This is a genomic window from Paraburkholderia metrosideri (genome assembly GCF_904848625.1).
Lineage (GTDB): Bacteria > Pseudomonadota > Gammaproteobacteria > Burkholderiales > Burkholderiaceae > Paraburkholderia > Paraburkholderia metrosideri.
In genome coordinates this window covers 391,285-406,721 of sequence record NZ_CAJHCP010000007.1, presented here as the reverse complement: position 1 = coordinate 406,721, position 15,437 = coordinate 391,285, and the positions used below count along the sequence as shown (strand labels likewise).

The following is a 15,437-nucleotide window of genomic DNA, read 5'->3' as shown; positions in this document are numbered from 1 at the left end:
TCCGGTGGATGTCCTATCACGGCATGTACATCATTGGGTACGTATCGTAATCTTTTGGCATGGACTTTTCCAAGTATTCAGCCGCGTGCTTCATCGACTCGCCGATGGAGCGGAACCACGAGGTGACATGCTCCGTCGCGTGCGTTTTCTTGTCGACCCAGTCGAGCCCGTAACCCACCGCGATCGCCACGACAATGGTTCCCACCACGATTGCGGCAACCGGCAGGGCCACAGTGCCCGCCAGTCCGGCCACAATGGCACCAACCACGACGGAAGCAATGGCGGCACTTAAGCCTGCTTTGGCAAGATCGATGCCTATCTTGCCGAGCAAATCCGCAAAGTCCTTCTTTCGCTTTCCGTCCGGACCGATCTCTTCGTAATCGTGAAGCCATTCAGCCGTATCGAGCGTGACGGTAAAAATCAACGCAATCAAACCGGCCTTCTTGAATGCGCCCTTGGATCCTTCCCAGGCGGCCGCCGCGCCCGACTCTGCCGTGCCAGCGCCGCCAGCAATCGTCAGCACCTTTTCGTTCTTCACGCCATACCGCGCGGCCGTCACCAGCTTGCGCAATCTCGGGTTGCCGGTGAAAACGACATACAGCCTTTCTCCGACGTTTTTGTGAACAACCTTCGTCAATCTGAACTTCTCTCCCCAGAGCTCCTGAATCCATTGCTTGTTATCGTTTAGAAACGCCGTTGTACCGGCCAGTTGCCCAATTAGCCAGTTACGTGTCGCAATCTTGTTAGTGTCGATCGCCGTTTCGTCAGAGCCGCCCGCGGCCAGCGCATCTACAACTTCCTTGGGAACCGAGCTCTTGTCGACTTCGAAGACATGTGCCTCCTGCGTTGGCTCGACCGTGGTGCCAGGCGCCAACTTGATCGGCAACGGGCACGACCATAGCTGATCTGCGCGCAGCGGATCAAACGGCGGCGCAAGGCGCAGATACTCGGGGGTGGGCGCTTGCGGGTACGTGATCAGTGGCGATACGTTCGTCGACTTCGATGACGTTGGAGCGGTAGGCGGATGCGAGGCGTGATTCGTACCGATCGCGATGATGATCGGCTCAGGCTTGGCTTTCGGCGAAGCGGCGGTGTTCGTCAAACCGAACATCTGCATAGAATAGTTCTGATACACCTTGCCATTCTGCTTGAGTATCAGATGTCCCTTGAAATCCCTGCTAATCCAGATGTGATAACGCTGGCCGTCCTGGAACTGCCCCTGCTTGACGCGCTTTTTCCTGACCACGTCGTAAATCCAGTCCTCGGTTGCTTCGACGGTATAGGTTGCTCCCTTCTTCACCTGAATATCGAATATCACGTCGCGGTGCTTGCGTAGCAGAACGGTGATATCAGTCTCGGCCCAGCATTCGACCGGTTCACCCGGTAAATCGATGCACACGGTATGTTGGATCAGGGGACGGTCGGCCATTGTTATTCTCCGCTTCGCTTGACTTGGTCTGCCACGAACTTGCCGAAATCGATGCCCTTCAGTTCGCCTTTGCCCTCACCATCGAGAACGACGTTATGCAGCGCGCCATCCTCCGACGCGAGCTTGATCGGTTCACCTTCGGGCACTTTGCCTTCCGCATCCATGTAGCGGATGCGCATGTCGGCTTTCTTGCCCTCCGCGTTGTAAGTTCGATCGAGACTCGTCGGGCCGCTGAAAGCGTGCTGGGCTCCTTTGATGTCAATCTTTCCCGGCGCATGAATCTCGATGTTGCCGCCGGAAATGCGCACGTACGCGCCACCCGATGTGAGAAGAATTTCCTGCTTGGCAGCCGCATCGATTTTCTCGGTCGCGGAGAGCAACTTCAGCGTCTTCTGGGCGGTGATTTCAAGGTTATCGCCTTGCGCCTGGATTTCGACTTTTCCCTTCGCCGCGAAAAGCTTCATACCCGCGTTCTGTGCGAACAGGCTGATCTTTTCGGCAACGCTCACGAGCAGTGACTTGCCGGTTGCGATGTGGGTACTCTGGCCGCTGACGAGGTTGACATGCTCGGTCGCGGCTACGTGTGCTGACCGTTGTGTCGACATCCCGATGCCCGATGGCGTCGCGAACAGCATGATCGGCTCCTTGAAGCCGTTGGCATTGCCAGTGCCACCCCCTGCGGTATTGCCACCGCTACCTGTTGCGCCCGCTACGCTGCTCTGTGTCGCATCGGTAAAAGTTTTGAGCGAGTCGTGACCGTCTTTCAGGCTTTCTGCCTGATGGGTTTCGCTTGCCTGGCTTAGCGCTTCGATCACGCTTTCCGAATTGACCAACTGATTACTCGCGTCACGGACGTCGAGAGGCTGGCTTGATGTCCCGGTCGTTGGATGCGTCGACACATACAAGCCTTGCCCCGCCCGGACCGCACCATACGCATCGGACTTCAGATCGAAGCCGCTGCCGAGATAGGCGCCGCGCGAGTTGCCTGTTTGCGCGATCAGATATCCAAGATGCAGTTGGGAGTCTGCGCTCGTGCTGTAGAGCTGCACCCGGTTCTGGCCGGTGGCATCGTCCATCACCATCTGGTTGTAGCCGCTGCCCTGGTATTCCTTCGACTTATATCCCGACAGGATCCCATTCGAATGCCAGTCGGGAGTCTTCGCACCGTTATAGACGCGGCCGGTGACGAGCGGCTTGTCGCAGTCGCCGTCGAGGAACGACACAATGACTTCTTCGCCGATGCGCGGTACATGTACGCCGCCATGCCCGCCACCAGCATGCGATTGCGCAACGCGCATCCAGCACGACGCGTTCTCATCGCCGGGGTTCAGGCGATCCCAGTGCATCTGCACCTTGATGCGGTTCAGCGAATCGGTGAAGACTTCCTCGTTCGCCGGACCCACCACGGTCGCCGTCTGCATGTGCATCTCGGGCTTCTGATGCTCAAGTGGACTCCGGAACGGGATGGCCTTGCGCTGCGCTTCGACCGTCGCCATGAAGAAACCTTCGCTGCCGTCTGCCGCTTTGATGAGCAGCGTTGGATCGTTCGCGTGCTGCGCACGGGCTGCGGCTATCGTTTGCTTCAGGCTATGCGGGAAGTCCGTCGTCCCGGCAGAGACCGGCAGGTTGTTCTCAATGACCCATTCGACGTCGATCACCGCGAACTGCCGGTCCTGCTGACTGCCAGCGTCGTGCTCCGGGTGGTTTTGCAGTTCGAACCAGCGGCCCGCATCGATCCGGCGTACCGCGCCTACCCCATGGAAACGCTTCGCGCGCGACTCCCACTCTTCCATGCGTATCTTCGACAGCTGATCGCCACGGTCCTGCTGTCCGTACGTATACGCGCCCGTGTACTCGTACACCTCGGCCTGCTGCGGCAGGTTGCCCTGGGTGCTCAGCGTCGGGACCGTCGTGCCCTTCGGATTCGCAGACGATGATGGCGACTTGTAGTCGAACGTGCGGGTGGTGAGCGTCGTGCTCTGCAGCGTGCGGGTGCCGCTCCACTGCACAAAAGCGTCAGTTTCGCTGTTGGTACCTGAGCGGTAGAAATCGACCTTTTGGGGCGACAAGGGTTGGAGACTGCCGATATCGTCAGTGACCACCAGCGTGTGCGATTTACCATCGGCGGCCTGTTCGAAATAGCCGAACAGGCCTTCCGTTTCCATCAGCCGGTGGCAGAAATTCCAGTCATCCTCGTATTGGACGCAGAACGAGCGTTGCGGCAAAGGATTGCGCAACGCAAAACGGAATGCACCTTGCGCCTGCGGATGCATATTGAATACATCGGTGAGAATTTCATCAGCCGGTTTATCCTGCCAGATCCGTGCATCTTTCCGGAAGCGCAGAAAATGCATCCACGACACAAACCCGATCTGATAGCTGGTTAAGGTGCTGTCGGAGCCCAAACGGCGGGCGGTGTGGACATAACCGTGGTGCGGGGCGTAGGACTGGTCGGTTTGCTGCATCCAGAGCGTAACTGGCTGGGCGATCAGCGTTTTGAGTTCGATGTTGTCATACGTGGAAACGGCATCCAGCGTGAACTCGTAATCACGGCCCAAGCGCGACTGGCCCACCAGTCTTTGTGGCAGAAGAACATTAGCGCCCAATGGCGTGTCCAGTTTAAGCAGGCGGTCGCTTTGCAACAAGCCGCCTTTTATTGCCGCGATAATGTCCTGCGCGCCCATGCCGCCTCTTATTTATGCAATTTGCGCCCCCGCGCCATCGCGCGATAATACAAAAGATCAGACGTTTACAGCAATCGTATATTCAAAAACAAATGTTAAATCGGAATTTGTTTCGCCTTGATTCGATGCACATATGAATTCGGTAAAAACAACATGCATGTCCATAAATGCTGCAGCAAGGATATTTCTTGCTTTTTTTGGGCGTCTTGTTGTGGGCTAAGCCAGCGACACAGGCACGCGTCTTGGATTAGGCATCGACGGACATCATCTGCTGCGAGGACACCAGCCGCGGTGGCGGATGGCAGCCGCAAATACATAGATCGTCACTTAACGCGGCATGCCTTCCGTCCGGCGCGGTCATAACCTGGCGCGGTCCGTCGCACTGGATTTTCCCCGTTGTATTGCAAGCGGGGCAGGCGACCGGATCCCCTTCATGGGCAACATCCTTATCGCTCAATTGAATGGTGGTTGACACAGCCTGAACGACGCCATAGCTGTCGTCTTGTCGCCGTTCAGAATCAAATATCGTTTCATGAAATATCTCGGGCTTGAAGTAGTCGTTCAGACTCCGATACCGTTACGAATAAGAAAGTCGCGTAAACACACAGGGCAGACCCGCACGGCGCCTTCCAGCAGTGCTTCCTCTTGCTCCCCCCAATTCAACCGATAGGTCGACGATGTCAAATCGATTCCCGGGCCAAACCGCCTACGCAAATAGCTGGCCTCAAACCAGAACACGTCTTCATGTTTGTCGGATTCGAGAATGGTTTTAATCAAAGGGCTACTTGGAAGCGCCCCACCTGAATCGATTGCGTCAGCAATCTGCGGCGAAGTTCTCTTCGGACGCACAAGGCCATGTATCGGGCAGGAGAGAACGTCTTCCGACACATTGGCGTCTTCAGCGACGAGAGAAGTGTCGAAAGCGCTTTCTCTTGAGGTGACCTGCAAGGGCTGCTCGTCGGAGCGCGCCAACAATTCGCCGAGACAGCGCGGGCAGACCGGAACCAAAGACCTTTCGATTGCGGCTATAGACGGAAAGTCTTTCAGATGAGCGGTCTTTCCCGCGTAAGTGATGAGGTGTGCGTACTCGGCCAGTTCAGCTAGGTGCACCCAGACCTCCCTGCTGCGCTTCGGTCTGTCGAACGACACCTTGACTAGCTGACCAGCAGCAAACTGTCCCCTCGCACCGATGCAGGCATCAATATCCTTTGATGATTCGATGTACCCCATGAAAACCATGGCGCGGACAAAGTCTGCGTGAACTCATCTTTCAAACCTCGATAGAAACTATCGTGCACGTGGACCCTTTCCTCGTTGGTCAGGTATTCCCACGCGCGGTGCCCCGTTGTGGATTAAGACAGAGGCGGAGGCGCGGGTCAATCGTTAGGCATCGACGGACATCATCTGCTGCGAGGACACCAGTCGCGGCGGTGGATGGCAGCCGCAAATGCATAAATCGTCACTCAACGCGGCATGCCTTCCGTCCGGCGCGGTCATAACCTGGCGCGGTCCGTCGCACTGGATTTTCCCCGTTGTATTACAAGCGGGGCACGCGATCGGATCCCCTTCATGGGCAACGTCTTTATCACTCAATTGAATGGTGGCCGGCACTGCCTGAACGACGCCGTTAGCCGTCGTCTTGTCGCCGTTCAAAATTAGAAATCGTTTCATGATGTCTCTGGAGCTTAAGGTTTCTCGGGCATTCAATCCTGTTTCGCGAGCCGCTACGTTACCGTTCGTTGTATCGATGTTCATGGTTTAGTCAAACCGGCCGGGCCCGCATGCGGAACTCTGCTGTCCCATCTAGCTACGCCTCGGTAGACATCATTTGCTGCGATGTCACCAAGCGTGCCGGCGGATGGCAACCACATATAGACAAGTCATCACTTAAGGCGGCGTGCCTACGGTCCAGCGCCGTCATTATCTGACGCGGTCCATCGCATTGGATTTTCCCCGTCGAATTGCAAGCCGGGCACGCAATCTCGTCGCCGTAATGGGCGACGTCTTTGTCACTCAATCGAATCGAAGTTGGCGTCGCTTGGACGACCCCATTGGCCGTCGTCTTGTCGCCGTTCAAAACCAGATATCGTTTCAATGTGTCTCCGAGGTCTACCGCAACCGTTCGAATCTAATCCAGTTTGACGACCTGCGATGCGACCTACCCATCATTGGACACGACGCGTCGAGTCGCACCAAGGCGTCAGACCGCTGTTCATCGCGTCGACGTGCACTTACCGACTTTCTGTGACTTGCACGATGGCACCGTCTGCCTCTCGCACTTCGATACGAACATCTCTTCCAGGCGCCGCAGCCAGAAATGCGACTGAGCCGTTAGCTTCGATCACGTCATAAAACATGACACGATCGCCGCCGATTTGTGCAGGAATTTGCGCCCTCAATGACCCGTCTGCATTGACGATATAAGCCCGATTCGCCGAAGGGTCGTATGGCCCTTCAACGACTGCGATACCGCTCGCGTCACCAAGAAGTCGTCCACTCACACCCGACTGACTGTGAATGGCGTGTTGAACGCCGCCCGACTGCCACGTAAGGCCGACAGGCGCCAATTCCGCAACGCTCAATCGCTGAGGATTGTTGACCTTGTCGTAACCGGGGTGGCGGTCGACGATCCGAAGGTCCGCGATTTTTTCTAAAGTACTCATTCAATAGGTCTCGGCGCTCCGATCGGAACCAGCTTGGCCCGATCCGAGTAGTTTAGGATCTGTACCTGACTTCCTCCCCCCGGATACAACGCGCAACCGTATTCTTGAGGACCAACGGTACCGTGCTGTAGCTGCACACCTTCGGGGATATGGAAGGTCTGGACGTGAGACACGTCCTGCTTAAACTCGGGCGTGACAGCCAGATCGTTGCGCACGTAATCGACGCTGGTGATGTTATCCGTTGTCGCCCATCCCCCCGGACGTGTCTGGCCAGGAGCCATCGCCATCTGGACCGTCAGTCCGCCTGCCGGGGCAGGCGCCGACATCAGCGGCGTATTGGGCATCCATGGTTCCGCATTGGTAGGAGCGGGCAGCGCAAGTATGTTGTCACCAGCCCAACCTAATGGATCAATCCAGCCAATGGCGTTCGGTGCATATTGATAAAGATTGATGCCACCCGCCAGCCCGATCGGATCCTTGCTGACGAACCGCCCTGAATCGGTGTCGTAGTAACGGTGCCGATTATAGACAAGCCCTGTTTCGCCGTCTGCCTGCTGACCTTGAAAACGGATCGGATTCTGCGGCGCGGTTCCAGTCGCACTGGAGGCGCGGGCGATCACCTCTTTTGCTTCGCCCCAAGCCTTGTACGATGCTTCCCAGGCTACATCGCCCAGCTCATCGGTGAGCAAAAGCGGTGTGCCAATCTGGTCGCAGTGATAGAAAAACAGGTGTACATCCGAAACAGGCGCCGGGATGCGTTGCAATGGATCGTCTTCAGGTGCATACCGCTCATGCGCACCAGCCACCGGTGTTGGTGTCCCAGATACCGGCTCCCCGGCATACTGTGCAAGCGGGACATACGACCCGGCCTCGTAAACAAAATGCGTGCTGCGCTTTACACTGCTTTCGTACGCGAGAGTATTGCCGCTCCATCCAAACACAGTCCGTTCGCCGTCCACCTCTCGCGCGATTCTTCGACCAAACGCATCGTAGAAGTAACGTGCTTCGACACTTTCATTGAGCCTCTCCGTGCGTGCTCGCGTCAGGCGGTTAAAACCGTCCCATTCGAAGCTCTGTATCCGTCCGGGGGAACGCTTTTCCGTCAGATTTCCGCGTTCGTCGTAATTGAAATGAGTCCCTGCGTATTCCTTGAGAAGATTTCCCAGCACCTTGGGCGCCGTTGCCGGCAACGTGCTCTCCGGTCGAGAGGCGATCAAGGTGGAATGGGTGCGAGCCCTTTCCGGGGTACCTGCGTCAAGTAGGTTACTGGCGGGATCGAACGAGAACCGTTCCGTGCCACCCGGACCAATCGATTCGACCAACCGGCCGAGCGGGTCATAGCGATAATCCGTCAGGCCCTTACGGCTATCCTCAATGTGTGAGAGCTGGCCGGCCGCATCGTAACGGTATATGCGCGCAGCAAGCGGCGCCGGCGCGTTGCCGCGCTGGATGGTTTGCCGCAGCATCCGTCCCGCCGAATCGTAGTCCGTGCGCTGAACAATCTTGCTGGGCAGAATGCGCTTCACTTCGCGGTGAAGATCATCACGTTCAATCTGAAGACGTTCCTCACCATCGAGCGCCATGCCGTGGACGTGGCCCGAGCCGTAGGTCAGCCAGTCGATCGCGTGACCATCCGGTCGCACCGTTCGAACGCGCATACCCAGCTCGTCGTAGGCGTGGTGCCACACGTAGCTACGCTGCACACCGAAAAGATTGTAGGCATGATGCTCGCGTACCAGGTTGCCCGTCGCGTCGAAGAAATGCTGTACGCGACTATAGGCGTTCTGGGCATCGATCAACCGCCCCATTGCGTCGTAGGCGAATCGTTCCTCAACTTCGCCACTGGCGCGACTCGTCAGGCGGCCACCTCGATCGAAGTCCAGATGCGTTTTCTGTCCGCCTTCCTCGATCGCGCACAACCGACCGCTTTCCGCGTCATATTCGTAACGAGTTAGCATCCCGTCGAAACCGATCGATTCGAGCAGGTGGCCGGCCGGATCGTACTTGAACTGGTAGGTCGCCTGGTTCTGATCGGTCAGCCGAACCAGACGGCCCTGCCGGTCGTAGCCATAGCTCAGAGAATAGCCCATCGGATCGATACGGCTGGCGATCCGCCCAGCGCCGTCGTAGCTGTACTGAGTGGTGCGCGCCAGCGGGTCGGTTCTCGTCAGCAAGCGTCCCTCGGCGTCGAACTGAATGCGTTCGATGCCGGCCGGACTCTGGATTTCCTGAGGAAAACCATTCGAACCATAGCGGTAGGTCGTCGTGCCACCCGCCGCATCTTTTACGGTTTTCAGGCGCCCATCGACGCCGTACTCCCAAGCCGTCGTTTTGCCTGAACAGTCCGTGTACGAGGTCATCTGTCCGGCTTCGTTGTAAGCGATGACCTTGGCGCCGCCCTTGGCATCCGTTACCTCGATAGGCAAGCCCTGCGCGTTGTAGCTGTATTTCGTGGAATGGCCTAGCGGATCCGTTTCCTCCACCAGATTGCCAGCATCGTCATATGCGCGCTTCCAGGCATGCCCCTCGGGGTCGACGATCTGAACCATGTGGTCCTTTTCGTCGTAGACCATTTCAATCGTGCTGCCGTCCGGGCGTGCATGTCGCGCCATTCGACCACGAGCGTCGTAGGTCATGCGCTCGCTAGTGCCGTCCGGATAGACATGCTGGACAAGATTGTGATTGGTGTCGCGATACATCCACTCCTCGCGACCATCGGGATAAACGATACGGAACGTATAACCGTGCAGATCGTAGTAGTGCTGCGTAACGTTGCCTGTTGCGTCCGTCACGCTCACCTTGCGGAAATCCGGATGCCAGGCCAGGCGTGTGTCATGACTGCCGTCATCCGCATATTCGCGGACGCATTTGGCCTTTGGATCGGTCCCGCTCCATTCGAGATTCATTCCTCGTCCGGTCCGATCCGTGTAGCGCGTAATCAGGTGATGGCGATAAGCATACTCACGCCGGTTGCCGAAGCGATCCGTCGCGCTGACCAAGTCGCCATCGGCGTTGTAAGCGTACGTAGCGAGCGTGCCGACTCGCTTGCCCTCCACGTCGTGATGAGCTATCTCGATGATTCGATCTTGGGTGTCGTACCGGAGCGCCACCACGGCTTGCGGCGTAATCAGCCGGTGCAAACGCTGCGCCTCGTCATAGTCAAGCGTGACCTGGTTGCCTGACTTGTCGCGATAGAACGCGAGACGAAAAGCGTCGTTTCGCTTTTCGTACACTTCGAGTAGCACATGGTCGCGTGCAAGCGTCAGCCATTGCTCATCGAGACGGACGAGCGTGAACCCCTCGGATCGATCGTCGTGCTCATCACCCGGTGCAAGAAGGGGGTAAGCGAGGCTTCGTCCCGTGGCGTCGTGATACACCAGCTTGTCGAGACGTACATCGAGCCGCGTGGTGTACGCGGTGATCCAGCGTGCACCCAGTTCGCCTCGCTCGTCGTTCGCGTCGAAGAACGAACGGTAAGTTCTTGTCCAATCGATCGCCATCGCGCCGGGGAGGACGAAATCCTGATGATTCAGCCGCTCGTCACCCAGCGCAAAGCCCACTGAGTGACCGGTGCGAGCAGGTGGGGATGGTCTTGGACAATGAACCTTGCCGTCGTTGGGGCCCGGATGTTTCGCATCCTCCGTATGCCGCAATGTCTCCTTCTGTCCCTCCCCCTCCTGACGATGCACTTTCGTCGTGCCACGCTCTTTAATGCCGGTCGAATGCAAGCGCTGACGCGCCAGGATGTCGCGCTTCTTTTCGATTGCGACCTGAATGAGGTTGATCAGCCAGCCGATCTTGCCAGCATCCGTTCCACCGAGTGCCAGGATTCGCTCCTTGACCATTGGCACCATCGCCCGCAACGCAGCCGCCATCTCACGTAACGGTTTCTGATACGAGACGTCTAGCGCCTTCGCCACGTACGTGCCGGTGTTGATTAGCCCCTTCGCCTCAATCTTGACGAAGTCGACGATCAGATGGCCGAGACCGCTGGCGGTTTTACGGGCATCGTGAGCCGCAAATCCAGCGGCTGCCTGGTCCAGGTGTTGGCCAGCCGCACGGACATTTCCCGCTGCGCTGAGCGGCTCGTCACCGGCCGCCTGAGCGAACAGATGAGCGAAGCCCAGCATGAACTTCTCGATGTACTCCGCACAGGTCTTGAGCAGGCTATCCAGCTCCTTTTTGACGCCGTCCACGAAGCTTTGTATCCGGCCGGCGAACTGTTCGCTCAGGCTGTCGATCACCGCTTGCAACAGTGCAGTCTGCATCACCTGCAACGTCGCCTCTCCGACTGCTTTGCCGCTTTCGACGATCTTTTGTCGAACCAGCTTCATCACCGGCCGCGCGCCCATGCGGAATTCCGCAGTTCCAAGCGGAATCGGAATGATGCCGATCAGGTCGAGACCGAGGTTCATCCAGTCGAACACGTCGGGATCTTTCCGTTGCTGGCTGTGCTCGACCATGTCCTTGATATCGAGCACAAGATCCACGGCTGCCATGATGTTTGCTACGACGGGCAAGGCGTTGGCCACCATCTGGATGCGCTCGATGGTGATGAAGTCATCGCTAATGCTGCGCAGCCAGCGATCACAGGCCTTGATGCCAGCGCTCACATCGACGGTTTCTATCTGGAGCAGCGGACCGACGAACACCTCTGTCGGTTTGGGAAGAAGGACACCGGAAGACTCGGCCATAGCGGTTTTTTCTGGGAAGGTGAGGTTTCGCGTCTGACGCGAGCTTCAGAGAGAGGTCAATGCAGGTACGGACGCGCGCGCGGTTTGCGCCAGCGTGCTGATTTGCTTCGCCGCGGCTCCCAGTTGGCTCGCCTTCGACAAGGCGGCGCTGGCTTGCCCTGGAAGGGCTTGCGAAAGTGCGCCTTGGGCGAGTCCGACGGCCTGACCGCCTAGCGCCTGCGTCAGCCCACTGCTGCCTTGCGCCGCCTGTCCCGCCACACTCGCGAGCTGCGTTGCGCCGGAAAGCGCTTTACCGGCGCCGCCGGTGGCGGACGGCAACAACCCACCAAGCTGCGAGAGTGCCGATGTGGCGACGCCGCCTGACTGAGGCGGCTGTGCAGGCCATGTCGCGGTCTTGAATACGCTGGACGGGTCGTACTGGTTGCGCGGATCTTCGCCGAACTGGACCTGTGCAGCACCGGCCGGCAAGCCGCTCACGATCGTGTGCCCGCTCCCGTCCAGTGCGCCTTTGCGTAGAATTGCGCCGTTGGCGTCCAGCACCGAGAACGTTCCACCCTTGAACGCCTCGCCATTCGCATACTGGTGCAGCAACTCGAGTTGGCCCGGTTGATCAGGGCGCGCGGCCGGCAGCGGATAGCCCTGACTGGTCGGACCGTTGAAGCTGTGCTGCGCGCCTTTGACATCGACCTTTCCCGGCGCATGGATGTCGATGTTGCCGCCAGATATACGGATGTATGCGCCGCTGCTCGTCAACAGGATTTCCTGATCGGCTGCCGCTTCGATTTTTTCGGTTGCCGAGAGCAACCTGAACGTTTTCTGCGCAGTGAATTCCACGTTGTCGGACTGCGCTTTGATTTCAACCTTACCTTTGGCAGCAAACAACTTCATGCCTGCGTTCTGAACGAACAGACTGATTTTCTCGCCGACGCTTGCCAGTAGCGATTTGCCTGTCGCGATATGCGTGCTCTGGCCGCTGACCAGGTTTATGTGGTCCGTTGCCGCGATGTGGGCCGATTTTGCGTTGACATCGCGATGCCCGAAGGCGTCGCAAACAGCATGATCGGTTCCTTGAACGCGTTCGCACTGCCCGTGCCACCGCCGGCAGTATTGCCGCCGTCGCTTGCGGCGCCTGTGACACTGTTTTGCGTCGCGTCCGTGAAGGACTTCAATGAGTCGTAGCCGTCTTTCAGGCTTTCAGCCTGATGGGTTTCGCTCGCCTGGCTTAACGACTCCATCATGCTTTCGGAATTGACCAGCTGACTGTTCGCCTCACGGACGGCGAGGGGCTGGCTGGAGGTCCCGGTCGACGGATGCGTCGACACGTACATGCCTTGTGCCGCCCGGACCGCGCCAAATGCGTCCGACTTCAGGTCGAAACCGCTACCCAGGTACTCCCCACGCGAGTTGCCCGTTTGCGCGATCAGATAGCCCAGATGCAACTGGGAGTTTGCGCTGCTGCTGTACATCTGCACCCGGTTCTGGCCGGTAGCGTCGTCCATCACCATCTGGTTATAGCCGCTGCCCTGATATTCCTTCGATTTGTAGCCCGAGAGAATCCCGTTCGAATGCCAGTCGGGAGTCTTTGCGCCGTTATAGACGCGGCCGGTAACGAGCGGCTTGTCGCAGTCGCCGTCGAGGAAAGACACAATGACCTCTTCACCGATGCGGGGCACGTTGACTGCACCGTAGCTGCCGCCCGTATCTGACTGAACCACCCGCATCCAGCAGGACGCGTTTTCATCTCCGAAGCTCAGCCGATCCCAGTGCATCTGTACCTTGATGCGGTTCAACTGGTCCGTGAAGACCTCCTCGTTCGCGGGGCCTACCACCGCCGCCGTCTGCATGTGCATCCTGGGCTTCTGATGCTCAAGCGGACTGCGGAACGGGATAGCTTTGCGTTGCGCGTCGACCGTCGCCATGAAGAAGCCTTCGCTGCCATCGGCCGACTTGATGAGCAACCTGGGATCGTTCGCGTGCTGCGCACTCGCCGCAGCGATCGCCTGCTTCAGGCTATGCGGGAAGTCCGTCGTGCCGGCAGAGACCGGCAGGTTATTCTCGATGACCCATTCGACGGCGATAACGGCGAACTGTCGGTCCTGCTGACTGCCAGTGTCGTGCTCCGCGTGGTTTTGCAGTTCGAACCAGCGGCCTGCGTCGATGCGACGGACTGCGCCTACGCCGTGGAAACGCTTCGCCTGCGATTCCCATTCCTCCATCCTCACCTTCGAGAGGTGATCACCGCGGTCCTGCTGTCCGTACGTATATGCGCCCGTGTATTCGTACACTTCCGCCTGCTGCGGAAGGTTGCCCTGAGTAGTCAGCGTCGGGATCGTCGTGCCTTTGGGATTGGCAGGTGCCGACGGGGCCTTGTAGTCAAACGTACGCGTAGTAAGCGTAGTGCTTTGCAGCGTGCGCGTACCGCTCCACTGCACGAAGGCGTCGGCTTCGCTGTTGGTGCCCGAGCGGTAGAAATCTACCACCTGCGGCGAAATCGGTCGCAGGCTGCCGATATCGTCGGTGATAACCAGCGTGTGCGATTTACCATCGGCAGCCTGTTCGAAGTAGCCGAACAGGCCTTCCGTTTCCATCAGCCGGTGACAGAAATTCCAGTCGTCCTCGTACTGCACGCAGAACGAACGCCGAGGCAAAGGATTACGCAATGAGAACCGGAATGCACCCCGCGCCTGCGGATGCATATTGAATACATCGGTGAGAATCTCATCGACGGCTTTATCCTGCCAGATCCGTGCATCTTTTCTGAAACGCAGAAAATGCATCCAGGAGACAAAACCGATCTGATAACTGGTAATCGCGCTATCAGAGCCTAACCGACGGGCGGTATGAACATAACCGTGATGCGGGACGTACGACTGGTCGGTCTGCTGGATCCAGAGCGTGACCGGCTGGGCGATTAGCGTTTTCAGCTCGATATTGTCGTTGATTGAAACAGCGTCCAGCGTAAATTCGTAGTCTCGCCCGAGGCGTGATTGGCCCGTCAGCCTTTGTGGCAAAAGGACGTCGGTGCCCAGTGGTGTGTCCAGTTTAAGCAGTCGATCGCTTTGCGCGAGCCCGCCTTTTATCGCCGCGATAATGTCCTGCGCACCCATACCGCCTCTTTTTATGCAAATTGCGCCCCCGCGCTATCGCGCGATAATACAAAAGATCAGACGTTTACAGCAATCGTATATTCAAAAGAAATTGTTAAATCGGAATTTATTTCCAAGTTCGGCTGGACGGTTTAATATCGGTATTAATAACGTGCATCTGCTCCCATTTTCTCCGGATCTGTAAGTCTCTTGCAAAGCAGCACATGGCGACGTCCTGCCAATTGCTGAGCAGGTCGGTCTTCTCCGCAATCGCCTTGGGCTCGCACCAAACCCGTGCTTTGTACCGAGTGTTCTTGGCATGGCGTTGTCGCCAAGCCTGCTAAATGCGTAGAAATGACGAGCCGCGCCGACAGGTCAGCGGAATGCGGGTTGAGAAAAACACTAAACGCATAAGTTGGTTTTGTGTCGTCGTCGCGAAAACGGCCACGGAATATGCCTCCTGTAGGCCGAACTACCTCTCGGGCGGGAGTATGATGAATTCCCTGCCTGGCCGTCAAACTGACGGCGGTATGCGGTTTGTTTTGCATGATTTGCTCCGCTTGCAAATAAAAAGGGCGCATTAAACCCTCTCAACTTGCGAGATCAGAAAAACTTGACCGCGGTCGGGCGATTGCCGATACTTTGATTGACTAGATCGGGTAGCGTCAGCGCCCACCAGCGGGGCAAGCTTCCAATAGGGGGCTTTGCTCCGTTTTTACATCCATCTCTCCTTTTTTCATTGCCCCTCAAAATCGACGGGCATGCTTGATCCTGCTTAAAATTAGCATCTTTTTTCAGTGAAGACGCTATTTTATTGATTACCGACGCATGGTCAATAACTATTGGAGTATTTTTTATCGCAAATCGACCGACGTCAATTG

The 15,437-nt window shown here is 57.5% G+C and carries 7 protein-coding genes and 2 pseudogenes; all 9 read right to left on the bottom strand.

Annotation, left to right across the window (positions count from 1 at the left end):
- Positions 1-16: 16 nt before the first annotated feature.
- The 9 genes and pseudogenes from LMG28727_RS17835 to LMG28727_RS17795 all read right to left on the bottom strand — a co-directional run bounded on the left by LMG28727_RS17835 (position 17) and on the right by LMG28727_RS17795 (position 14,577).
- Positions 17-1,429, bottom strand: coding sequence for a hypothetical protein (locus tag LMG28727_RS17835; RefSeq protein WP_201643621.1), 1,413 nt, complete (start codon positions 1,427-1,429; stop codon positions 17-19).
- Positions 1,430-1,431: 2 nt separating this feature from the next.
- Positions 1,432-4,113 carry a type VI secretion system Vgr family protein gene (locus LMG28727_RS17830; protein ID WP_201643620.1) on the bottom strand — a complete coding sequence of 894 codons (2,682 nt, stop codon included), beginning with the start codon at positions 4,111-4,113 and terminating at the stop codon, positions 1,432-1,434.
- 247 nt (positions 4,114-4,360) lie between these two features.
- Positions 4,361-4,647: pseudogene (locus LMG28727_RS17825) on the bottom strand (PAAR domain-containing protein).
- Between the two features lie 27 nt (positions 4,648-4,674).
- Complete coding sequence (locus LMG28727_RS17820; protein WP_201643619.1) at positions 4,675-5,343, bottom strand: hypothetical protein; 669 nt, start codon at positions 5,341-5,343, stop codon at positions 4,675-4,677.
- A 153-nt stretch (positions 5,344-5,496) separates the two neighbouring features.
- Complete coding sequence (locus LMG28727_RS17815; protein ID WP_328810932.1) at positions 5,497-5,868, bottom strand: PAAR domain-containing protein; 372 nt, start codon at positions 5,866-5,868, stop codon at positions 5,497-5,499.
- Positions 5,869-5,920: 52 nt separating this feature from the next.
- Positions 5,921-6,190: a PAAR domain-containing protein gene (locus LMG28727_RS17810; RefSeq protein WP_328810961.1), complete on the bottom strand. Its 270-nt coding sequence runs from the start codon at positions 6,188-6,190 to the stop codon at positions 5,921-5,923.
- Positions 6,191-6,344: 154 nt separating this feature from the next.
- The gene (locus LMG28727_RS17805) at positions 6,345-6,776 is read right to left on the bottom strand and encodes a hypothetical protein (protein ID WP_201643617.1); all 432 of its coding nucleotides are present in this window, start codon (positions 6,774-6,776) and stop codon (positions 6,345-6,347) included.
- Complete coding sequence (locus LMG28727_RS17800; protein WP_201643616.1) at positions 6,773-11,470, bottom strand: RHS repeat-associated core domain-containing protein; 4,698 nt, start codon at positions 11,468-11,470, stop codon at positions 6,773-6,775. Before LMG28727_RS17800 ends, LMG28727_RS17805 begins: the two co-directional genes overlap by 4 nt.
- Positions 11,471-11,515: 45 nt before the next feature.
- Positions 11,516-14,577, bottom strand: a pseudogene (locus LMG28727_RS17795) (type VI secretion system Vgr family protein).
- Positions 14,578-15,437: the final 860 nt, after the last annotated feature.